At 29.8% G+C, this 21,463-nt stretch carries 32 protein-coding genes; 1 reads left to right on the plus strand and 31 read right to left on the minus strand.

Going from position 1 to position 21,463, the window contains the following annotated elements:
* Positions 1–95 precede the first annotated feature (95 nt).
* Positions 96–2,105 (plus strand): sigma 54-interacting transcriptional regulator, encoded by a 2,010-nt coding sequence (locus ABDZ71_RS03005; protein WP_343758717.1) that lies wholly within the window; start codon positions 96–98, stop codon positions 2,103–2,105.
* A gap of 130 nt (positions 2,106–2,235) precedes the next feature.
* Here the strand turns inward: ABDZ71_RS03005 and ABDZ71_RS03010 are convergent, their stop codons facing one another.
* The 31 genes from ABDZ71_RS03010 to rplX all read right to left on the minus strand — a co-directional run bounded on the left by ABDZ71_RS03010 (position 2,236) and on the right by rplX (position 21,443).
* Entirely contained in the window at positions 2,236–2,955 is a 720-nt protein-coding gene (locus ABDZ71_RS03010; protein ID WP_343758719.1) for a tetratricopeptide repeat protein, read from the minus strand.
* The gene (locus ABDZ71_RS03015; RefSeq protein WP_343758721.1) at positions 2,943–3,512 is read right to left on the minus strand and encodes a Fe-S-containing hydro-lyase; all 570 of its coding nucleotides are present in this window, start codon (positions 3,510–3,512) and stop codon (positions 2,943–2,945) included. The genes ABDZ71_RS03010 and ABDZ71_RS03015 overlap by 13 nt, the downstream gene beginning before the upstream one ends.
* An 11-nt stretch (positions 3,513–3,523) precedes the next feature.
* The gene (locus ABDZ71_RS03020; protein ID WP_343758723.1) at positions 3,524–4,366 is read right to left on the minus strand and encodes a fumarate hydratase; all 843 of its coding nucleotides are present in this window, start codon (positions 4,364–4,366) and stop codon (positions 3,524–3,526) included.
* Between the two features lie 156 nt (positions 4,367–4,522).
* Positions 4,523–5,227 (minus strand): N-acetylmuramoyl-L-alanine amidase CwlD, encoded by a 705-nt coding sequence (cwlD, locus tag ABDZ71_RS03025; protein ID WP_343758725.1) that lies wholly within the window; start codon positions 5,225–5,227, stop codon positions 4,523–4,525.
* Between the two features lie 94 nt (positions 5,228–5,321).
* Positions 5,322–6,938, minus strand: a complete 1,617-nt coding sequence (locus ABDZ71_RS03030; RefSeq protein ID WP_343758727.1) for a Na/Pi cotransporter family protein — start codon at positions 6,936–6,938, stop codon at positions 5,322–5,324.
* Positions 6,939–7,179: 241 nt separating this feature from the next.
* A complete protein-coding gene (gene rpsI, locus ABDZ71_RS03035; protein ID WP_343758729.1) occupies positions 7,180–7,572 on the minus strand; it encodes a 30S ribosomal protein S9 in 393 nt (130 codons plus the stop codon).
* 25 nt (positions 7,573–7,597) lie between these two features.
* Positions 7,598–8,032, minus strand: coding sequence for a 50S ribosomal protein L13 (rplM, locus tag ABDZ71_RS03040; RefSeq protein ID WP_343758731.1), 435 nt, complete (start codon positions 8,030–8,032; stop codon positions 7,598–7,600).
* A 133-nt stretch (positions 8,033–8,165) separates the two neighbouring features.
* Positions 8,166–8,900: a tRNA pseudouridine(38-40) synthase TruA gene (truA, locus tag ABDZ71_RS03045; protein WP_343758733.1), complete on the minus strand. Its 735-nt coding sequence runs from the start codon at positions 8,898–8,900 to the stop codon at positions 8,166–8,168.
* Positions 8,900–9,703: an energy-coupling factor transporter transmembrane component T family protein gene (locus ABDZ71_RS03050; RefSeq protein WP_343758735.1), complete on the minus strand. Its 804-nt coding sequence runs from the start codon at positions 9,701–9,703 to the stop codon at positions 8,900–8,902. Before ABDZ71_RS03050 ends, truA begins: the two co-directional genes overlap by 1 nt.
* Positions 9,700–10,566 carry an energy-coupling factor transporter ATPase gene (locus ABDZ71_RS03055; RefSeq protein WP_343758737.1) on the minus strand — a complete coding sequence of 289 codons (867 nt, stop codon included), beginning with the start codon at positions 10,564–10,566 and terminating at the stop codon, positions 9,700–9,702. Before ABDZ71_RS03055 ends, ABDZ71_RS03050 begins: the two co-directional genes overlap by 4 nt.
* Positions 10,551–11,396, minus strand: coding sequence for an energy-coupling factor transporter ATPase (locus ABDZ71_RS03060; RefSeq protein WP_343758739.1), 846 nt, complete (start codon positions 11,394–11,396; stop codon positions 10,551–10,553). The genes ABDZ71_RS03055 and ABDZ71_RS03060 overlap by 16 nt, the downstream gene beginning before the upstream one ends.
* Before the next feature lie 94 nt (positions 11,397–11,490).
* On the minus strand, positions 11,491–11,832 hold the full coding sequence (gene rplQ / locus ABDZ71_RS03065; protein ID WP_343758741.1) for a 50S ribosomal protein L17: 342 nt from the start codon (positions 11,830–11,832) through the stop codon (positions 11,491–11,493).
* Positions 11,833–11,867: 35 nt separating this feature from the next.
* Positions 11,868–12,815, minus strand: a complete 948-nt coding sequence (locus tag ABDZ71_RS03070; RefSeq protein WP_343758743.1) for a DNA-directed RNA polymerase subunit alpha — start codon at positions 12,813–12,815, stop codon at positions 11,868–11,870.
* Between the two features lie 91 nt (positions 12,816–12,906).
* On the minus strand, positions 12,907–13,527 hold the full coding sequence (rpsD, locus tag ABDZ71_RS03075; protein ID WP_343758746.1) for a 30S ribosomal protein S4: 621 nt from the start codon (positions 13,525–13,527) through the stop codon (positions 12,907–12,909).
* A 35-nt stretch (positions 13,528–13,562) separates the two neighbouring features.
* Positions 13,563–13,961, minus strand: coding sequence for a 30S ribosomal protein S11 (rpsK, locus tag ABDZ71_RS03080; protein ID WP_343758748.1), 399 nt, complete (start codon positions 13,959–13,961; stop codon positions 13,563–13,565).
* Between the two features lie 22 nt (positions 13,962–13,983).
* Positions 13,984–14,352: a 30S ribosomal protein S13 gene (gene rpsM / locus ABDZ71_RS03085; RefSeq protein WP_343758750.1), complete on the minus strand. Its 369-nt coding sequence runs from the start codon at positions 14,350–14,352 to the stop codon at positions 13,984–13,986.
* Positions 14,353–14,462: 110 nt separating this feature from the next.
* Positions 14,463–14,576 (minus strand): 50S ribosomal protein L36, encoded by a 114-nt coding sequence (gene rpmJ / locus ABDZ71_RS03090; RefSeq protein WP_003373491.1) that lies wholly within the window; start codon positions 14,574–14,576, stop codon positions 14,463–14,465.
* A 15-nt stretch (positions 14,577–14,591) separates the two neighbouring features.
* Positions 14,592–14,810, minus strand: coding sequence for a translation initiation factor IF-1 (gene infA, locus ABDZ71_RS03095; RefSeq protein WP_343758753.1), 219 nt, complete (start codon positions 14,808–14,810; stop codon positions 14,592–14,594).
* A gap of 7 nt (positions 14,811–14,817) precedes the next feature.
* Positions 14,818–15,099, minus strand: a complete 282-nt coding sequence (locus ABDZ71_RS03100) for a KOW domain-containing RNA-binding protein (protein ID WP_343758755.1) — start codon at positions 15,097–15,099, stop codon at positions 14,818–14,820.
* Between the two features lie 13 nt (positions 15,100–15,112).
* Positions 15,113–15,862: a type I methionyl aminopeptidase gene (gene map / locus ABDZ71_RS03105; protein ID WP_343758757.1), complete on the minus strand. Its 750-nt coding sequence runs from the start codon at positions 15,860–15,862 to the stop codon at positions 15,113–15,115.
* The gene (locus ABDZ71_RS03110; protein WP_343758759.1) at positions 15,862–16,512 is read right to left on the minus strand and encodes an adenylate kinase; all 651 of its coding nucleotides are present in this window, start codon (positions 16,510–16,512) and stop codon (positions 15,862–15,864) included. Before ABDZ71_RS03110 ends, map begins: the two co-directional genes overlap by 1 nt.
* A gap of 22 nt (positions 16,513–16,534) precedes the next feature.
* Positions 16,535–17,812, minus strand: coding sequence for a preprotein translocase subunit SecY (gene secY / locus ABDZ71_RS03115; RefSeq protein ID WP_343758761.1), 1,278 nt, complete (start codon positions 17,810–17,812; stop codon positions 16,535–16,537).
* The gene (gene rplO / locus ABDZ71_RS03120) at positions 17,813–18,253 is read right to left on the minus strand and encodes a 50S ribosomal protein L15 (RefSeq protein ID WP_343758763.1); all 441 of its coding nucleotides are present in this window, start codon (positions 18,251–18,253) and stop codon (positions 17,813–17,815) included.
* 19 nt (positions 18,254–18,272) lie between these two features.
* On the minus strand, positions 18,273–18,452 hold the full coding sequence (gene rpmD, locus ABDZ71_RS03125) for a 50S ribosomal protein L30 (protein ID WP_343758765.1): 180 nt from the start codon (positions 18,450–18,452) through the stop codon (positions 18,273–18,275).
* Positions 18,453–18,465: 13 nt separating this feature from the next.
* A complete protein-coding gene (gene rpsE, locus ABDZ71_RS03130) occupies positions 18,466–18,963 on the minus strand; it encodes a 30S ribosomal protein S5 (protein ID WP_343758767.1) in 498 nt (165 codons plus the stop codon).
* Positions 18,964–18,980: 17 nt separating this feature from the next.
* Positions 18,981–19,340: a 50S ribosomal protein L18 gene (gene rplR, locus ABDZ71_RS03135; protein ID WP_343758769.1), complete on the minus strand. Its 360-nt coding sequence runs from the start codon at positions 19,338–19,340 to the stop codon at positions 18,981–18,983.
* 20 nt (positions 19,341–19,360) lie between these two features.
* The gene (gene rplF / locus ABDZ71_RS03140) at positions 19,361–19,903 is read right to left on the minus strand and encodes a 50S ribosomal protein L6 (protein ID WP_343758771.1); all 543 of its coding nucleotides are present in this window, start codon (positions 19,901–19,903) and stop codon (positions 19,361–19,363) included.
* A 27-nt stretch (positions 19,904–19,930) separates the two neighbouring features.
* Entirely contained in the window at positions 19,931–20,329 is a 399-nt protein-coding gene (rpsH, locus tag ABDZ71_RS03145; RefSeq protein ID WP_343758774.1) for a 30S ribosomal protein S8, read from the minus strand.
* A 29-nt stretch (positions 20,330–20,358) separates the two neighbouring features.
* Positions 20,359–20,544, minus strand: coding sequence for a type Z 30S ribosomal protein S14 (locus tag ABDZ71_RS03150; protein ID WP_343758776.1), 186 nt, complete (start codon positions 20,542–20,544; stop codon positions 20,359–20,361).
* 17 nt (positions 20,545–20,561) lie between these two features.
* On the minus strand, positions 20,562–21,104 hold the full coding sequence (gene rplE / locus ABDZ71_RS03155) for a 50S ribosomal protein L5 (RefSeq protein WP_343758778.1): 543 nt from the start codon (positions 21,102–21,104) through the stop codon (positions 20,562–20,564).
* Between the two features lie 21 nt (positions 21,105–21,125).
* Entirely contained in the window at positions 21,126–21,443 is a 318-nt protein-coding gene (gene rplX, locus ABDZ71_RS03160) for a 50S ribosomal protein L24 (protein WP_343758807.1), read from the minus strand.
* Between the last annotated feature and the right edge of the window lie 20 nt (positions 21,444–21,463).

Genomic DNA, 21,463 nt, shown 5'->3' on the forward strand with positions numbered 1-21,463 from the left:
ACTAGACGTAAAATATATTTTATAGTATCATAATATTGATAATTTTTATCAACTTTTAATGCAAATCAGATAATTTTTATCAAAAGGGGGCACTTATGTATAAAAATAGTATTACAGTCCACATAAAAAACGGAATACATACAAGAGTAGCTGCAATGATTGTTCACAAAGCTAGTGAACTAAAAAATAAATACGGAGTAGAACTTTACATAAAAAGAATAGATAACAATAATCCTTTAGCTATAAGCATGCTAGCTTTAATATCTTTAAAAGTAAAAGAAAATGAAATGATAGAAATATCCGCTCTAGATAATTCTTCAAAATCAAAAAATGCTGTACTAGATCTATGTAAATTCATAAATATAGAACTATCTACTAATCCTAATTCTTCTAAACTAGATGATATTATACAAGAAAATACTATAACCTATGAACAAATTTTTTCTAATTTGCCTATAGGAATAATAGTTATAGATATTGATGGTAAAGTTGCAATGGCTAATAAGTATTGTTTAAAAATTATAGATAAATCATTTAAATATGTTGTAGGTAAAAATATAACTGAAATTGTTCCTTCTTCTAGATTAGTAGATACTATAAAAGGAGGAGTCTGTCAGCGGGGAGTAACTCAACATATAAACGATAAAATAGTAATAACTAATAGATCTCCTATATACTACAATAATAAACTTCTAGGTGCTATAGGAGTTTTTCAAGACATATCAGAAGTTATCGGAATAAAAGAGTTAAACGAAAAATTCAAAAAAATACTTGAAGCTTCCCATGATTTAATATGCTTTGTAGATGAAAACGGAAAAATAAGTTATGTTAATCCTTCTTATCAAAAACATTTTTCTATAGATTATAAAGATATTGTAGGTAAATCTATAGAAAATATATCTCCTAATGGACTTAGAATGGATGTTTTTAATAGCAAAAAACCAAAGGAAAATATAATATATTCTAAAGACAATTTAGATATAATTTCAACTGTTGAACCTATATTTATAGATAATATTTTTAAAGGTGTAATTTCTATGTCAAAACCTGTAGACGAATTAAAAGATTTAGCTTTAAAACTAAAAGAATCTGAAGAAAAAATAAATTATTATAAAAATTTATTAGATAGTCATTTACCTTTAAGTAATTCATTTAAATCTATTATAGGTTATAATACTTCTTTAAAGGATTGTCTTGTAATAGCTAAAAAAGCTTCTGAATCTACATCTACAGTACTTATAAGAGGAGAAAGTGGAACTGGTAAAGAAGTAATATCAAAGGCTATACACCAAAATAGTTCTAGAAAAGATTTGCCTTTTGTTAGGGTAAATTGCGCTGCTATACCGGAAAATCTTTTAGAAAGTGAACTCTTTGGATATGAAAAAGGCTCTTTCACTGGAGCTATTAAAAGAAAACCTGGCAAATTTAATATAGCAGATAAAGGAACTATATTTTTAGATGAAATAGGTGATCTTCCTATTTCTATGCAAGTTAAATTACTAAGAGTACTTCAAGAAAAAGAATTTGAAAGTATTGGTGGTATAAAAACACAAAAGGTTGATGTTAGAATAATTGCAGCTACTAATAGAAACTTAGAAGAAATGATAAAAAAAGGACAGTTTAGAGAAGATTTATATTATAGACTAAATGTATTAAGTATCTCTCTTCCTCTTCTTAAAAATAGAAAAGAAGATATAAATCTATTTGTAGAACATTTTATAAAAAAAATAAACTTAAAATTAAACAAAAATATATCTGGTATTCATAAAAATGCTCTTTATAAACTTCAACAATATGATTGGCCTGGTAACATAAGAGAACTTGAAAACATAATAGAGCGAGCTATTAATTTATGTGAAGGCTCCAACATAACATGTAAAGACTTACCTTTTTATATAACTAATAATGATATTTCTGAAAATGATTCTGCTCATATAAATAGCCATAATATTAAAACATTAGATGAATATGAAAAAGATATTATAACTATAGCAATGAAAAAATATAAAACTTTTAACAAAGCAGGTAAAGCTCTTGGAGTAACTCACAGGACCATATCTCTTAAATGTAAAAAATACAATATAACTCCAGACATATACAAATAAACCTATGAAACTTTATTTTAAAAATTATCATATATAAATTATCCCCTATTAAAAAACATAAAAGATTTTTAATAGGGGATTTTAAATTTAAATCTAATTTTAAGTCAATCATATATTTATTCTATCTAGCTTACTTAATAAGTTCTTTAAATTCTTTAGAATTTCTAACAGGATCAAAATCCTTTTCTGTTTTTGCTTCTTCCTTTACCCCTTTAGATTTTTCTATAGCTAGCTTTAAATATTTAACTGTATTTTTTGCATCTCCTCTTCTTCCATAAATACTAGCTTTCCCATAATAACTCCATTCATATTTTTCTATTTCTAAAGCCTTATCATACCATTTTAAAGCTTCATCAAAATGTTCATATAATTCATAAGCTAGTGCTTTATTAAATCTTCCATAACCAAAGTCAGGATTTATCTTTAAAGCTTTATCTATGTTTTTCATTCCTTCTTTAAAATTTCCGCTATAGCATAAAGTTATACCTTTAATATTATACGCTTTATAAAAATTTTCATCTTCTTTTATAACTTCATTTTCTATACTTATTGCTTTCTCATATTCTTTATTAAAAAAAGCTTTCCTACCTTCTTCAGATTTTTTTTCTAATTCTTCTTGTTTTTTATTTTTGGTTTCATCTATTTTTTTAATTTCTTTTTTCTCTTTAGATTTTATAGAAGTTTTTACATTTTGATTATCTTTATTAATTTTATTTTTTTTACTAGTATTATTAAGTAGTACACTACCTCCTGCTACTATAGCTAATATTAAAAATATAATTAATTTAGTTTTAACAGAAAATCTACCGAAAATTTTATTACCTATTTTATTATCATTTATTTTTGACATTTTTCACATTCCTTTAGATACTCATTCTTTCCTAACTCATATATATCATTACCTTTTGAATCTACAGCAACTACAACTGGTAATTTCTCCACTTCCATTTTCCTAACTGCTTCAGATTGTAAATCTTCAAAGGCTATAATTTCAGATTTTACTATAGATTTTGATATTAATGCTGCAGCTCCTCCTATGGCAGCAAAATATACCCCTTTATTTCTCTTTATAGAGTCTATAACAGCTTTATTTCTTATACCTTTACCAATCATACCTTTTAGTCCAATATCTAAAAGAGAAGGGGCATATGGATCCATTCTATAACTGGTAGTAGGTCCTGCAGATCCTATAACATTTCCAGGCTTAGCAGGACTTGGTCCTACATAATATATTATAGAGTCTTTTATATCAAAAGGTAAGTTTTCTCCTTTTTTAAGGCTATCTATGAATCTTTTGTGGGCTGCATCTCTAGCTGTATATATAGTTCCTGTTATAAATACTGTATCTCCCGCTTTTAAGTCTTTAACCTTTTCTTCTGTTAAAGGAGTATGTATAATCTTTTCCATAGTTATTCCTCCTATATTATTACTTCTTTGTGTCTTGTGACATGACAACTTATATTAACTGCTACAGGTAGTCCTGCTATATGAGTTGGAAATGTTTCTATATTAACACCTAATGCAGTAGTTTTTCCTCCAAAACCTTGTGGTCCTATACCTGTAGAATTAATTTTTTCTAAAAGTTCCTCTTCTAAATCACTATAAAATGGTTTTGGATTCTTAAGATTTATAGGTCTTAAAAGGGCTTTCTTAGAAAGATAAGCCGCTTTATCAAATGTACCTCCTATTCCTATACCTACAACTATCGGAGGACAGGGATTAGGCCCTGCTTCTTTTACTACATTAATAACAAATTCTTTAACTCCCTCTACTCCATCTGCCGGTTTAAGCATTTTTATTTGACTCATATTTTCTGATCCAAATCCTTTTGGAGAAAGTATTATTTTAACCTTATCTCCCGAAACTATATTATAGTATATAATAGCTGGAGTATTATCTTTTGTATTTACTCTTTCTAATGGATCTAAAACTACAGATTTTCTAAGATATCCTTCTTTGTATCCTCTCCTTACCCCTTCGTTAATGGCATCTTCTAGTCTTCCTCCTACTATATGAACATCTTGTCCTATTTCTACAAAAACACAAGCCATACCAGTATCTTGACATAAAGGTATTCTTTCATTAGAAGCTATCTTTATATTCTCTTCTATTTTATCTAATACCCCTTTAGCAGTTTGCCATTTTTCTTCCTTATTAGCTTTACTTATCTCCCTACAAATATCCTCAGATAAATAAAAATTTGCATCTATACATAGTTTCTTTACTTCTTTTATTATCTCATCTACATTTATTTCTCTCATTTTAATCTCCCCTATAATACTGAAATATTCAAATATTCATAATCTAATTATAATTTAATTAGGTTATTATTGCTAGGTTAATAATAGTTACTTTTTATGACAAAATAAAAATAAACCTATAAATTTCCGAGGAAATATTATAAGTTTATTTATTATTTATTGCTGAAAATATTCATTTATAGACTTAACTATAGCCTTTGATATTTTTTTCTGATACTCTTTGTCTTTAAGCTTTTCTCTTTCAGTTACATTTGATAAAAAACCACATTCTATTATTACCGATGGAACAGAATCATTAGATCTTAATATTTTATAACTATTTCCAGCTGATTTTTCTTTTCTATTGTTGTTTTTATCTAAATCTTCTCTTAGATTATCTTGAAGTAACTTAGCTAATTTTTTACTTTCCTCATTATTAGAATACCAAACTTGAGCCCCATGATATTTGCTTTGAGGAAACATATTTAAATGTATGCTAAGAAACATATCACAATTAGTAGATTTTTTAAGTTCACACCTTTTATTTAAATCTTCTATTTTTTTACTTCTTATTCTTGATTTTTTATTTTCTGAATATAATCCTTTATCCTTTTCTCTAGTCATTTCTACTTTATATTTACCCTTTTTCAAATCCTTCTTTAATATTTTACTTATTGATAAATTTATATTCTTTTCTAAAGTTCCATCTTTAGCTATAGCTCCGCCGTCCATTCCTCCATGTCCTGGATCTATAAGTATAATTTTTTCATCATTACTTTTAAATGTTTCTGTAGTATTAAATATATTTACACCAATAATAAATCCAATACACAAAAATATAACTACTAATGTTTTTATGAGTTTTGCATCATTTTTTTTCATGAACTTCCTCCAAACATCTCATTATATTAATATGTATGATAAAAAAATAAAACTTATGTACTTAAAGTTACATAAGTTTTATATTAACTATCTTTTATCTATTTATTATAGTTTGAGCTATATTAGTAGAATGATCTCCTACTCTCTCAAAATTACTTATAATATCTAAAAATATAGCACTAGCATTTGCACTACATGATCTTGATTTAAGTCTTTTTATATTACTATCTCTAAGATTTTCTTCTAAACTATCTATTCTCTCTTCTACATACATAACACTTTGAGATTTTTCTACATCATTGTTTTCAAAACCTTCAATACTTCTTGTTAATGCCCCTACAGTATAATTAAATAAGTTCTTTATGTCATATATTGCATCATCAGAAAATTTAATTTTCTTTTGTATTTTTTCAGAAGTAAGCTCCGCTAAATTTTCTGCATGATCTCCTATACGTTCTATATCATTAATCACATGATACATTGAACTTACCATATTTAATTGCTTATCCGGTAAATTAGAATTAGACAGCTTAACTAAAAATGCTGTTATGCTCTTATTTAATATGTTAATTAATTTTTCATTTTCATATACTTTATTTACTAAATCTAAATTATTATTTTCAAAAGCTTCCATGGAAAGTTGTAAATTTTCTTTAGCTTTCATCGCCATTCTTACAACTTCTTTTATTGTTTGACTTAAAGCTATTGAAGGTGTTTCTATAAGTCTTTCATCTATGTATTTCGGTGCCATTTTTTCGTATTCGTCACTACCTGGTATTAACTTATTAACAAAAATAACTATATAACGTACAAACCATATTTGAACAAATGTATTTAAAACATTAAATATCGTATGTGCATTAGCTATTTGTCTAGCAACATCATTTGGTGTTAATCTAGTAACTACACTTACAAAAGGAGTAAGTGGTACTAATACAAATGCAAAAAGTACTGTTCCTATAACATTAAATGTTAAATGAAAAAGTGCTGCTTTTCTAGCATTTTTAGATGCTCCAATGCTGGCTAATAAAGCTGTTATACATGTTCCTATGTTATCACCAAATAATATAGGTAATGCTGATGCTAAAGGAAGTACTCCACTATTAGCTAAAGCTATTAGTATTCCAATAGTAGCTGAAGAACTCTGAACTATTGCTGTCATCCCCATACCTACTAATACGCCTAAGAATATGTTATTGGATAAACTAAGAGTTAAACTCTTAAAAATATCACTCTTACTTAAGGGAACCATAGCTTCTTTCATTATACTCATTCCCATGAATAAAATACCAAATCCTAATATTATATTTCCTATTTCTTTTGTCTTTTTCTTTTTAGAAAAAAGAAATATAACTGTACCAACTCCTACAAATAACGGAGCTGCAGCATCAAGTTTAAAGGCTACTAACTGCCCTGTAACTGTAGTTCCTACATTTGCTCCCATTATAACTCCAGCAGCTTGAGTTAATGTCATAAGACCTGCATTTACAAAACCAACTACCATTACTGTTGTAGCACTACTACTTTGGATAACTCCTGTTACTATTACACCTGTTAACAATCCTTTTACAGGATTCGATGTAATTTTCTCAAAAAATGTTTTTAATCTTTCACCGGCTACATTCTGCAGTCCATCTCCCATGATGTTCATCCCGTATATAAATAAACCTAATCCTCCAACAAGGCCTGTAATCATAGCAAACACATTCATACTTGTCCTCCTAAAAACAAAATATTAATTATGGCGTTGTGTCGCTTTTATACCCACACCTTATATATTATATTAGATATTAACAACTTTTAAAATAGTTTTAACGTATTCTTAACATAGATAGTTATAGTTTTTTTTTATATGTCAAATAAAGTAATATTTTCATATATAATTTATAATATCATATTAACTTACAAATAAAAAAGGAAAGACATTTGTCTTTCCTTTGAAATATAAAATATTATCTTTTTGAAAATTGTGGTGATCTTCTTGCTTTTTTGAATCCATATTTCTTTCTTTCTGTCATTCTTGGGTCTCTTGTTAAGAAACCAGCTTTTTTAAGATCTGATTTTAAGTTTTCGTCTGCTTTTACAAGAGCTCTAGATATACCATGTCTTATAGCTCCAGCTTGACCTGTGAATCCTCCACCATGAACTGTTACTAATACATCATATTTATCTTTAGTTGCAGTTAATGTAAGTGGTTGGTTAACGATCACCTTTAAAGTTTCTAATCCAAAAAATTCGTCTATATTTCTTTTATTTATTAATACTTTTCCATCTCCAGGTACAAGTCTTACTCTTGCAACTGATTTTTTTCTTCTTCCTGTTCCAAAATACTGTACTTTAGCCATTGTTTATCCTCCCTTCAGCTTTTAATTAATATCTTAATTCCAATACTTCTGGCTTTTGAGCTTCATGATCATGTTCTGTACCTTTATATACTTTTAATTTTTTAACCATAGCTCTTCCTAATGGTCCTTTTGGAAGCATTCTTCTTACAGCTTCTTTAAATAAGAATTCTGGTTTCTTTTCTATTGCTTCTCTGTATGATATTTCTTTTAAACCACCTGGATATAATGAATGGTGTCTTAAGAATTTTTGATCTAATTTTTTACCAGTTAAAACAACTTTATCAGCGTTTATAACTATAACAAAATCTCCAGTATCAACATTTGGTGTATATATAGGTTTATGTTTACCTCTTAATATTGTAGCAATTTGACTTGCAACTCTTCCTAATGATTTATCAGCTGCGTCAACAACATACCATTTTCTTTCAATCTCTTGTGGCTTTGCTATGTATGATTTCATTACTTTCCCTCCTTGAAATTTCTTAAACTAGTTAACGTTCTATATAAAGATCCGGGGCTAGTGGACCTATTATACAATAATACAAACAAAATTCATTATAATACAATCTGCCTGGTGTGTCAATATCAATACCTTAATAAAACACTTTTTCTAGGCATAATCCTTTACCTGGTGCACATTTCCCAGCTTTTTTTCTGTCTTTAGAATCAATAATACTTTTTATTGACTCTGGTTCTATTTTTCCAATACCTACTTCTATTAATGTACCTACCATTATTCTAACCATATTATATAAAAAACCATCACCGGATACAGTAAATTTAATGAAGTTTCCTTCAACTTTTATACTACATTCTGTTATAGTTCTAATAGATGTTTTAACATTTCCGCCTTTAGTTTTAAAAGCAGAAAAATCATGAGTTCCAATAAAATTCTGGGAAGCTTTTCTCATTTTATCTATATCTAAATCATATTTAAAATAATAAAAATAATTTCTACCTATAACTGTAGGCTTTTTACTATTAAAAACAGTATATATATAAGTCTTCCCTTTAGAACTAAATCTAGAATGAAATTTTTCATCTGTTTCCTTTGAATTTAAAATTACTACATCTTCAGGCAAATAAGAATTAACCACCATATTAAATCTTTCTGCTGGTATTCTAGTTTCTATAAAAAAATTACAAATATATTCTCTAGCATGAACTTTAGAATCTGTTCTACTACATCCTATAAGTTTAACTTTTTCGCCAGTAGCTTTTAATATAGCTTTTTCCATAACCTCTTGAACGGTTATTGCATTATTTTGTATTTGCCATCCAGAATAATTTGTACCATCATACTGAATTGTTAATTTAATGTTTTTCACTAACTCCACATCCTGCTCCAAATAGACAAAGCTACTAAAATTATAACAACTACAAAAGCTATATAATCTATATTAGTTAATTTAAGCTTTCTCATTCTAGTTCTTCCTTCTCCACCTCTATAACATCTAGCTTCCATTGCCATAGCTAGCTCATCTGCTCTTCTAAAAGAGCTTATAAATAAAGGTACTAATAAAGGAATAAGATTTTTAGCTCTATGTATTAAGTTACCTGACTCAAAATCAGCTCCTCTTGCCATTTGAGCTTTCATTATTTTATCTGTTTCATCCATCAATGTAGGAATGAATCTTAATGCTATTGTCATCATCATTGCAAGCTCATGGGATGGAACACCTATCTTTTTTAAAGGATTAAGTAAATTTTCTATTCCATCTGTAAGTTCTATAGGCGATGTAGTTAAAGTTAAAAGAGAGGTTCCTATAATTAAGAATATAAGTCTTAATACCATAAAGGCTGCTAAATTAACGCCTTCTTTATATATGGTTAAAAACTTCCATTGAAATATCAATGTATCCCCTCTAGTTAAAAATAAATTAAGAATGGCAGTTATTATTATTAATATCAGTATTGGCTTTAAGCCCTTATATATGTATCTAAATTTTATCTTTGATATTAATATAGATAAAAGAGTAAAAACAACTATGAAAATATACCCTTTAAAGTTATTAACTATAAATAAATCTATTATATATATAAGGGATATTATAATTTTTAATCTAGGATCTAATCTATGCACAAAAGAATCACCTGGTATGTATTGACCTATTGTTATATCTTTTATCATTTAATTATACCCTCACTTTTCAATACATTATACAATTCTTTTTTAGCTTGTTCTACAGTGTAAATATTTTGCGATATATTAAATCCTTTTTGTTTTAATCTTTTTACAAGATAAGTTACTTCAGGAACTGCTAATCCCACACTCTCTAACGTATCTGTATTACTAAACACATCTGAAGGTTTTCCTTTTAAAATACATTTTCCTTCATGCATAACTAATATTTTATCAGCAAATTTAGCAACATCTTCCATACTATGAGAAACAAGTATTATTGTCATATTGTACTCTTTACGCAAATCTTGTATTTTATTATAGATGTCATCTCTAGCTTTTGGATCTAATCCTGCTGTAGGCTCATCTAATATTAAAACTTTAGGTTCCATAGCTACAACTCCTGCTATAGCTACTCTTCTTTTTTGACCTCCACTTAAATCAAATGGGGATTTAGATTTATATGTCTCATAGTCTAGTCCAACTATCTTCATAGCTCTTTTTATTCTTTTATTTACTTCTTCTTCATTTAACCCCAAGTTTATAGGTCCAAAAGCAATATCTTTTTCTATAGTTTCTTCAAATAATTGATATTCTGGATACTGAAATACAAGTCCAACTTTTTTTCTTATAGAACTTAACTTAACATTCTTTTTTGTAATATCAGTATCTTCTACAATTATTCTACCTGATTTTGGTTTTAATAATCCATTTATATGTTGGATTAAAGTTGACTTACCTGATCCAGTATGACCTATTAAAGCTACAAATTCACCATCTTTAATATTAATATTTACATTATCTAAGGCTTTTTTTTCAAAAGGTGTTCCTTCCATATATATGTAAGTTAAATTTTCTATTTTAATTGACATAATCCATCCACCATTTCATCTATAGTTAATATATCAGAAGATATATCTACACCTTGCTTTTTTAAATAATATGACAGTTCTGTCATTTGTGGAACATCTAATCCAATTTCTTTCATCATTTTAACTTCACTAAAAATCTGTCTTGGAGTACCTTCTTTTATAACCTTACCTGAATCCATAACTATAATTTTATCAGCTTCTACTGCTTCTTCCATAAAGTGAGTTATTAAAACTATAGTTATCCCATATTTATTATTTATCTCTTTAATAGTCTTTATTACTTCTTTTCTACCAGAAGGATCAAGCATTGCTGTTGGCTCATCGAATATTATGCATTCTGGTCTCATAGCTAATACTCCAGCTATAGCTACTCTTTGTTTTTGCCCTCCTGATAAAAGATGAGGTGCATGTCTTCTATAACGATACATATTAACTTTCTTTAAAGCTTCATCCACTCTAAGTCTTATTTCCTTTGACGGAACCCCTAGATTCTCTGGTCCAAAGGCTACATCTTCTTCTACAATAGTCGCTACAATTTGATTATCAGGATTTTGAAAAACCATTCCTGCCTTATTTCTAATATTCCATGTATTTTTCAAATCTGAAGTATCCATTTCATCTACATATACTTTTCCATCAGAAGGTATTAATATAGCATTCATATGTTTAGCTATAGTTGATTTTCCTGAACCATTTCTACCTAATATGACTACAAAATCACCTTTATTTATATTTATACTAGCATTATCTACTGCTACTTTTTTTTCAATCTTTTCTTCATTGTTAGATTCGTATACATAAGTAACATTTTTGCAGTTAACCATATTCATAATAACACCTCATATACTGCAACTCATTCATATATTAATTTCTGAAATTATAACAAAATGGGGACTAAGCTAGTTCTACTTAATCCCCAGATAATTATACTAGTTCTAGTATAACTACTTCTGCTCCGTCTCCTCTTCTTGGACCGGCTTTATACATTCTTGTATATCCACCATTTCTTCCTTCGTACTTAGGAGCTACCTCAGAAAATAATTTTTGAACTACTGCTTCTTCTGTAACATAAGAAAGTACTTGTCTTCTTGAATGAAGATCTCCTTTCTTTCCTAGAGTTATCATTTTTTCAGCAATACTTCTAGTTTCTTTCGCTCTAGCTTCTGTAGTTTCCATTCTTCCATGCTTTAAGAAATTAGTAACTAAACTTCTAAGCATAGCTCTACGTTGATCACTTGGGCGACCTAGTTTACGATATCCTGCCATTTCTATACCTCCTTACCTGTGTCCGTATTCATTTATTACTCTTCTAAGCTTCTTAAGTTTAAACCTAAAGCTTCTAGTTTTTGTTGTACTTCTTCTAAAGATTTTTTACCTAGATTTCTAACTTTCATCATATCATCCATGCTTCTTTCGCATAGTTCTTGAACTGTGTTTATACCTGCTCTCTTTAAGCAGTTATAACTTCTAACTGAAAGATCTAATTCTTCGATAGTCATCTCTAGAACTTTTTCTTTTTTATCTTCTTCTTTTTCTACCATTATTTCCATATCATCAGCGTGATCTGTTAATGTCATAAATAATTTGAAATGCTCTATTAATATTTTAGCTGATAAGCTTATAGCATCTTCTGGTCTTATACTTTTGTCAGTCCAAACTTCTAATGTTAATTTATCATAATCAGTTATTTGACCAACTCTTGTATTAGCTACAGAAAAATTTATTCTCTTAATAGGAGTATAAATAGAATCAACTGCTATAGTACCAATAGGCATATCATCGGATTTGTTTTTGTTTTGAGTTACATATCCTCTTCCTCTATTAACGTTGATTTCCATGTGTAAGCTAGAATCTTCATCAATTGTCGCAATATGTAAGTCTTTATTTACAACTTCAACGTCACCATCTGTTTTTATATCTGCTCCAGTAACTTCTTTAGGTCCAACTTCATCTATATATACAGTTTTAGGACCTTCGCCTTCCATAGTAAAAGCTAAATTTTTGACATTAAGAATTAATTCTGTAACATCTTCTTTAACACCTTTTACTGTAGAAAACTCATGTAAGACACCATCTATTTTTATATGGTCTGCAGCTACACCTGGTAATGATGATAATAAAATTCTTCTAAGAGCATTACCAAGAGTTATGCCATATCCCCTTTCTAATGGTTCAATGACAAACTTACCATAGGCAGCATCTTCTCTACTTTCTATACATTCAATTTTTGGCTTTTCTATTTCTAACATTTAATATAACCCTCCTTATTTTTTTATTTATTATACTCTGAGGGCAACTGATCTTAACCTGTCAAATTAAATTATCAAATTATTTTATATATTATTTACTATATAACTCAACGATTAATGTTTCGTTAACAGGTACATCTATATCTTCTCTAGCTGGTTCCCTAACAACTTTTCCTTCAAAATTTTCAGTATTACCTGATAACCATGCAGGTAATGTTTTTGGATTTTCTGCAAAAGTTTTGAACTTTTCACTAGATTTGCTTTTATCACAAACTGTTACAACGTCATCAACTGAAACATTGTAAGATGCTATGTTAACTTTTTTTCCGTTAACTAAGAAATGTCCGTGATTAACTAATTGTCTAGCTTCTGATCTTGAGTTTCCGTATCCTAATCTATAAACTACGTTATCTAATCTCATTTCAAGAAGTCTTAATAAGTTTTCACCTGTTATTCCTCTTACTGTTTCTGCTTTTTCGTAATATTTTCTGAATTGACGTTCTAATATTCCGTAGATTCTTCTAGCTTTTTGTTTTTCTCTTAATTGTAATCCGTAGTTTGATACTTTCTTTCTGTTCTTTCCATGTTGTCCTGGTGCATAACCTCTTCTAGCGAATGCACATTTATCTGTAAAACATCTATCTCCTTTAAGAAATAGTTTTAATCCTTCTCTTCTACAAAGTCTACAACTTGCTCCGGTATATCTTGCCATTAAATCTCGCACCTCCTATTACACTAATATTTTTACTATACTCTTCTTCTCTTTGGTGGTCTACAACCATTATGTGGAATTGGAGTAACATCTTTTATTAAAGTTACTTCTAATCCTGCTGCTTGTAAAGATCTTATAGCAGCTTCTCTTCCTGAACCTGGTCCTTTAACATATACTTCTATGCTTTTTAAACCATGTTCCATAGCTGCTTTAGCTGCTGTTTCTGCTGCCATTTGTGCAGCAAATGGAGTACTTTTTCTTGAACCTCTAAATCCTAATCCGCCTGCACTAGCCCATGATAATGCATTACCTGCAGGATCAGTTATTGTAACAATTGAATTATTAAAAGTTGATTTTATATGTGCACAACCGTGCTCAACGTTTTTTCTCTCTTTTCTTCTTCTGCTTCTTTTATTTTTCATTGCAGCTGCCATATTTTTCCCTCCTTACTTTAATTTACTTTTTTTTCTTTCCGCCTATAGCTCTCTTAGGACCTTTTCTTGTTCTTGCATTAGTTTTAGTTTTTTGTCCTCTTACAGGAAGACCTCTTCTATGTCTCATTCCTCTGTAAGAACCAATTTCTACTAATCTTTTTATGTTAAGTGCAACTTCTCTTCTTAAGTCTCCCTCAACAATTAAGTTTTTAATATAATCTCTTATAGAATTAACTTCAGATTCTGATAGATCTTTAACTCTTGTATCCGGATTAACTCCAGTATCTTTTAATATTTTTTGTGAAGTTGGCAATCCAATTCCAAAAATGTATGTTAGACCTATTTCTACTCTTTTTTCCTTTGGTAGGTCAATACCTGCGATTCTTGCCATTAACTTTTACACCTCCTGAATATATTCTAAAAATTTATTACAAATATATTTAAAAAATCTTAGGCCAATAGATACCTATCGTCAGCCGCTCCTAAAACTTTTATTAACTTTTAGCCTTGTTTTTGTTTATGTTTAGGATTTTCACAGATAACCATTACTCTTCCTTTTCTTTTTATAACCTTACATTTTTCACATATAGGTTTAACTGATGGTCTTACTTTCATCATAACCCCTCCTTACTATTTGGCTCTCCAGGTTATTCTTCCTCTACTTAAATCATAAGGGGAAAGTTCAACAGTAACTTTATCACCTGGTAAAATTCTTATAAAGTTCATTCTTAACTTTCCTGATATATGTGCAAGTATTTTATGACCACTTTCTAATTCTACCTCAAACATAGCATTAGGTAAAGCTTCTAAAACAGTACCTTGCATTTCTATTACATCATCTTTTGCCATAAGGTATTCAAACCTCCTTATCAAATTGATGAGACTGTATGAATTTTTTAATAGTAGGGTTATTAAACTTATCTACTATTTGATCTTTATTTATATCTCTTAAATTTATATTAGTAAACATTAAATGTTTAATTTTCTTCTTTTTAGGCTTTTCTAAAGGACGATATATTCCATCAACAACATATACGTATCGGCTATCTTCTAATATATCTGTTACAATGTAATATTTTCCTTTATCTCTACCAGCCTTAGAACAAACTAACTTACCTATATAGTATTCTTTGGCCAATATATTCACCTCATTAAATCAAAGTAGTTATTTCAGGTCCATCATCTACTATTAATATAGTATTTTCATAATGAGCAGATAACGTTCCATCTTTAGTAACTACAGTCCAATTGTTAGGTTGAACTTTTACATAATAATCACCAATATTTATCATAGGTTCTATAGCTAAAGCCATCCCTTTTTCTAATTTTGGTCCTCTACCAGGTCTGCCAAAGTTAGGTACTTCAGGATCTTCATGCATTTCTTTACCTATACCATGACCTACATAATCTCTTACAACAGAATATCCATTTTCTTCAGCATATTGTTGAATAGCTGATGATATATCTGTTAATCTATTTCCTATTTTAGCTTTTTCGATACCTTTAAAAAAACTATTTTTAGTAACTTCTATTAACTTTCTAGCCTCATCAGAAACATTACCAATAGGGAATGTTCTTGCTGCATCTCCTTGATATCCGTTTAAAATAGCTCCACAATCAATACTTATTATATCTCCATCTTTTAAAATTACATCTTTACTTGGTATACCATGGACAACCTCATTATTTACAGATGCGCAAATAGATGCTGGAAATCCACAATAACCTTTAAAAGATGGTATGGCATTTCTACTTTTAATAAACTCTTCTGCTATTTTATCCAATTCTCCAGTACTTATTCCAGGTTTTGCATGTTCTTCGAGTTTATTTAGAGTATCTGCTACTACTCGTCCTGCTTCCCTCATATGTTGCAATTCAATATCATTCTTTATTGTAATCATTATTCCTGCGCTCCTAAAATATTTGATATAGAACCAAATACTTTATCTATCGCATCAGTACCATCAACTTCTGAGAGAATGCCATTATTTTTATAATAGCTGATAAGTGGAGAAGTCTGATCATTATAAACAGTTAATCTCTTCTTAACTGTATCTTCTGTATCATCTTTTCTTTGGATTAATTCTGCACCACATATATCGCATTTCCCTTCAACTTTAGGAGGATTGAATTTAACATGATAACTTCCTCCGCAAGATGGGCATACCCTTCTACCAGTCATTCTTTCTAAAATAAACTGTTCAGGTACTGTTATTAGTAAAGATACATCTATCTTTTTACCTGATTTTTCTTGTATATTATCCAATGCTTCAGCTTGAGCAACAGTTCTTGGAAAACCATCTAAAAGGAATCCATTTTTACAATCATCTTTTTGTAATCTATCCTCAACTATACCAATAGTAACTTCATCAGGCACTAATTGACCTTTGTCTATATAACTTTTGGCTTTAATACCTAATGGAGTTTTTCCTTTTATATTAGATCTAAATATATCTCCAGTAGAAATATGTGGTATATTGAACTTTTCACTTATTAACTTAGCTTGAGTTCCTTTACCTGCCCCTGGAGGACCTAATAAAATCACACGCATCAGTAATCATCTCCAATTTTTATTACTTTAAAAAACCTTTATAGTGACGCATAACCAATTGAGATTCCATCTGTCTTATAGTCTCTAAAGCTACGCCAACAATAATTAATAAACCAGTTCCTCCAAAAGATATACCCTTAAAACTAGTATTAGAGGAAACTATTATAGGTAGAACTGCAATTATAGCTGCAAATGTTCCGCCAATTATAGAACTTTTTGTTAAAACTCTATCTATATACTCTTCTGTTGGTTGCCCTGGTCTTATACCAGGTATAAAACCTGAAGATTTATGCATATTTTCAGCCATTTCATCTGGTTTGAATGTAACTTGAGTATAAAACCATGTAAAGAACACAGTTAATAAAAAGTACACCACTGAATATAGCCAGTTGTCCTGCCTAAAAGGACTATATGGATTTAAAGTAACAAACTTATAAAAAGCTGACTCAGGCCAAAACTGTCCTATTGTTGTTGGAAATTGCATAACTGATATAGCAAATATTATTCCTATAACAGCAGATGCATTTACATTAACAGGTATATGAGTTGATTGTCCTTTATAAACTTTATTTCCTACTGCTCTTCCTGCATATTGCACAGGAATTCTTCTTTCAGCTAAACTCATTATTACAACTATCAAGAATAATGCTAAAGCTATAGCCATGAACATTATAAGTTGAACAAAATTAATTGTTTCAGCTTTTTGAAGTCCAACTAATCTATAGAATGTAGATGGGAATCTTGAAATAATGTTAATAAATATTATTAATGAAACACCATTTCCTAAACCATGTTCTGTTATTTTATCACCAAACCACATCAAAAATGTTGATGCTGTAGTTAAAGTAAGTATAATAATAAACAAGCTTAATTTTGATCCATCTTTTAGTGCTCCTGCGCTGGAAATTATGCCATATGTACTAAATGCTTGAACAACGCCTAGTATAACTGCACCATATCTAGTATATTGTTGTATCTTCTTTCTACCTTCTTCCCCTTCTTTTGAAAGACTTTCTAAAGAAGGAATTGCTATAGTAAGTAATTGCATTATAATTGAAGAGTTAATATAAGGTAAAACTCCCATTGCAAATATACTAAATCTACTAAAAGCTCCACCAGATATTAAATCATAAAATCCAAACAATGAACCATTCTGAGTTAGATCAACTAACTTAGAAGTGTCAATTCCAGGAACTGGGATAAAGTTTCCCATCCTGAAAATTGCTACCATGAATAATGTAAATATGATTCTTTTTCTTAAATCAGGAACCTTCCAAGCATTACGTAGAGTTGATAACATCTATATCACCTCAGCTTTTCCTCCTGCTGCTTCTATCTTTTCAACAGCAGCATTGGAGAATTTACCTGCCTTTACAGTCAATTTCTTTTCTATGTTACCGTTACCTAATATTTTAATTCCATCTATTACTTTTTTAACAACTTTTCTTTCTAATAAAAGTTCAGGTGTTACAACTGTTCCGTCTTCAAAAATATTTAATCTGTCAACGTTTATAGCTGTGAATTGTTTTGCGAATTTGTTTTTGAAGCCTCTCTTAGGAAGTCTTCTGAATAAAGGCATTTGACCACCTTCAAATCCAGGTCTAACTCCTCCGCCACTTCTAGAATTTTGTCCATCTTGACCTCTTCTACAAGTCTTACCTATTCCTGAACCTGTTCCTCTACCAACTCTTTTTCCGGCTTTTACTGCACCTTCAGCTGGTTTTAATTCATGAAGTTTCATACTATTACACCTCCTCTTACTATGCTTCTTCTACTTTTAATAAATAGTTTATTTTATTTATCATACCTTTGATTTGAGGAGTACCCTCATGTTCAACTGTACTTCCTATTTTATGCAATCCAAGAGCTTTAACAGTTGCTATATGATCTTTTTTTCTTCCTATTAAACTCTTAACTAATTTCACTTTAACTTTAGCCATAGCCGGTTACCTCCTAACCTAAAATCTCTTCTACAGCTTTGCCTCTAAGTTTAGCTATTTCTTCAGCTGTTCTTAATCTTGATAAACCATTAATTGTAGCATTAACCATATTTATTGGATTGTTAGAACCCATTGATTTAGCTCTTACGTTTTTAAATCCTGCTAATTCTAGTACGGCTCTAACAGGTCCACCTGCTATAACTCCTGTACCTTCTTTAGCAGTCATTATTAAAACTTCACCTTTATTGAAAACACCAAGTATATCGTGAGGTACAGTAGTATCAACTATAGGAACTTTAACTAATTTTTTTCTAGCATCTTCTATAGCTTTTCTTATAGCAACTGGAATTTCGATAGATTTTCCCATTCCAACTCCTATATGTCCTTCTTCGTCTCCAACAACTACTAGTGCGCTGAATCTGAAGTTTCTACCGCCTTTAACTACCTTAGCAACTCTATTAATACTAACAACTTTTTCTTTTAAATTTAAATTGCTAGGATCTATTTTCATTGTTTACCCTCCTTCTTTTAGAATTTAAGACCTGCTTCTCTTGCTGATTCTGCAAGTTCTTTAACTCTTCCGTGATATATATATCCGCCTCTATCAAATACTACTTCTTTTATTCCTTCTTTTAAAGCTTTTTCAGCTACTAATTTTCCTACTAATTTAGCGCCTTCTTTATTGCTACCAATTGCTTCAAATGATTTTTCTACGCTAGAAGCAGTAACTAATGTCTTGCCTGCTACATCATCTATTACTTGAGCATATATATGTTTTTCGCTTCTATATACAGCTAATCTTGGACGTTCAGCTGTACCGGATATTTTTTTACGAACTCTCATATGACGTCTAAGTCTTTCTTCAGCTCTATTTCCCTTATTAATCATTAAGATTTCACTCCTTTCCGTTATTTCTTACCAGTCTTACCTTCTTTAGTTCTTATAACTTCGTTCTCATATCTAATACCTTTTCCTTTATAAGGTTCAGGTTTTCTCCAAGTTCTTATATCTGCTGCTACAGCACCAACTAATTCTTTGTCGATACCTTTTAATTTGATTTTAGTTGTTCCTTCTAATTCAAATTGTACTCCGTCAACAGGATTTATTTCTACAGGATGAGAGTATCCTAAGTTAAGTATTAATTTTTTACCTTTTAGTTGAGCTCTATAACCAACTCCAACTAGTTCTAAAGTTTTAACGTATCCTTCGTTAACTCCAATAACCATGTTGTTTATTAAAGCTCTTGTTAAACCGTGTAAAGCTCTATATTCTTTTTGATCGCTGTCTCTAGTTACAACTACTTGGTTTCCTTCAACTGCGATGTTTACTTTTTTAGTCATGTTTTTAACTAATTCACCTTTTGGGCCTTTTACAGTAACTACATTATCCGGTGTTACTGCAACAGTAACTCCATTAGGTACATCTATTGGAAGTTTTCCTATTCTTGACATAATTACACCTCCTATTCTTCCATTACATTACCATATGTAACAAAGTACTTCTCCGCCTACTGATAATTTTCTTGCTTCTCTATCTGTAACTATTCCTTTTGATGTTGAAACTACTGCTATTCCTAATCCGTTTAAAACTTTAGGGATTTCATCTTTTCTGCAGTAAACTCTAAGTCCTGGTTTTGATATTCTCTTAAGACCAGTTACTATTCTTTCTTTGTTTTGTCCGTATTTCATTGTGATTCTTAACATATTTACAGAACCATCTTTATATTCTTCTATATTTCTTATATAACCTTCTTCAAGCATTATATTTGCTATAGCTTTTTTTGTATTAGATGAAGGTATTTCTACAACTTCATGTCTAACAACATTTGCGTTTCTTATACGAGTTAATAAATCTGCTATTGGATCAGACATTACCATTTATTTTGCCTCCTTTCGCTATTCAAATCTTACCAGCTAGCTTTTCTGCATCCAGGTATTTCACCTTTGTATGCAAGCTCTCTAAAGCAAATACGACATATACCATATTTTTTTAATACTGAGTGTGGTCTTCCACATATTCTACATCTAGTGTAAGCTCTAGTTGAATATTTTGGCTCTTTTTTCCATTTTTCTACTAATGCTTTACGTGCCACGGTTTTCCCTCCTTAAATTAACGAGCAAATGGCATTCCAAGGAATCTTAATAGTTCTCTAGCTTCCTCGTCAGTTTTTGCAGTTGTTACAAAAACTACATCCATACCTCTAACTTTATCAATCTTATCATATTCTACTTCTGGGAATATTAACTGTTCTTTAATACCTACAGCGTAATTTCCTCTTCCATCGAAAGATTTACCTGATACACCGTTGAAATCTCTAACTCTTGGTAGAGCTACATTCATTAATTTATCAGCAAATTCATACATATTATCTTTTCTTAGTGTAACTTTGCAACCTATAGGCATATTTTCTCTTATTTTAAAGTTAGCTACTGATTTTCTAGCTCTTGTAACTATAGGTTTTTGTCCTGATATTAGTTGTAAATCTGACATTGCTGAATCAAGAAATTTTTGATTTTCTTTAGCTTCACCAACACCCATATTTATAACTATTTTTTCTACTTTTGGTACTTCCATTATATTTTTATATCCGAACTTATCCATTAAAGCTGGTACTACTTCGTTTTGGTATTTTTCCTGTAATCTTGGAATCATGAATTGACCTCCTTTCAAAGATTAGAATGTTTCTCCGCACTTTTTGCATACTCTTACTTTTGTTCCATCGTCTAACACTTTATGACTTATTCTTGTAGCTACTTTACATTTGTCACAATATAACATAACTTTTGAGCTATATATTGGAGCTTCTTTATGTATTAGGCCACCTTGCATGTTTTGTTTGTTTGGTTTTTGATGTTTAGTAACTACGTTAACATCTTTAACTAAAACTTTATCTTTTTTTGGGTATACAGCTAACACTTCTCCAACTTTACCTTTATCTTTTCCTGATATAACAACAACTGTGTCTTTCTTTCTTACATGAACTTTGTTAATTGCCACTTTAGCCACCTCCT

It is taken from the genome of Clostridium oceanicum, from assembly GCF_039521385.1.
GTDB lineage: Bacteria > Bacillota > Clostridia > Clostridiales > Clostridiaceae > Clostridium_F > Clostridium_F oceanicum.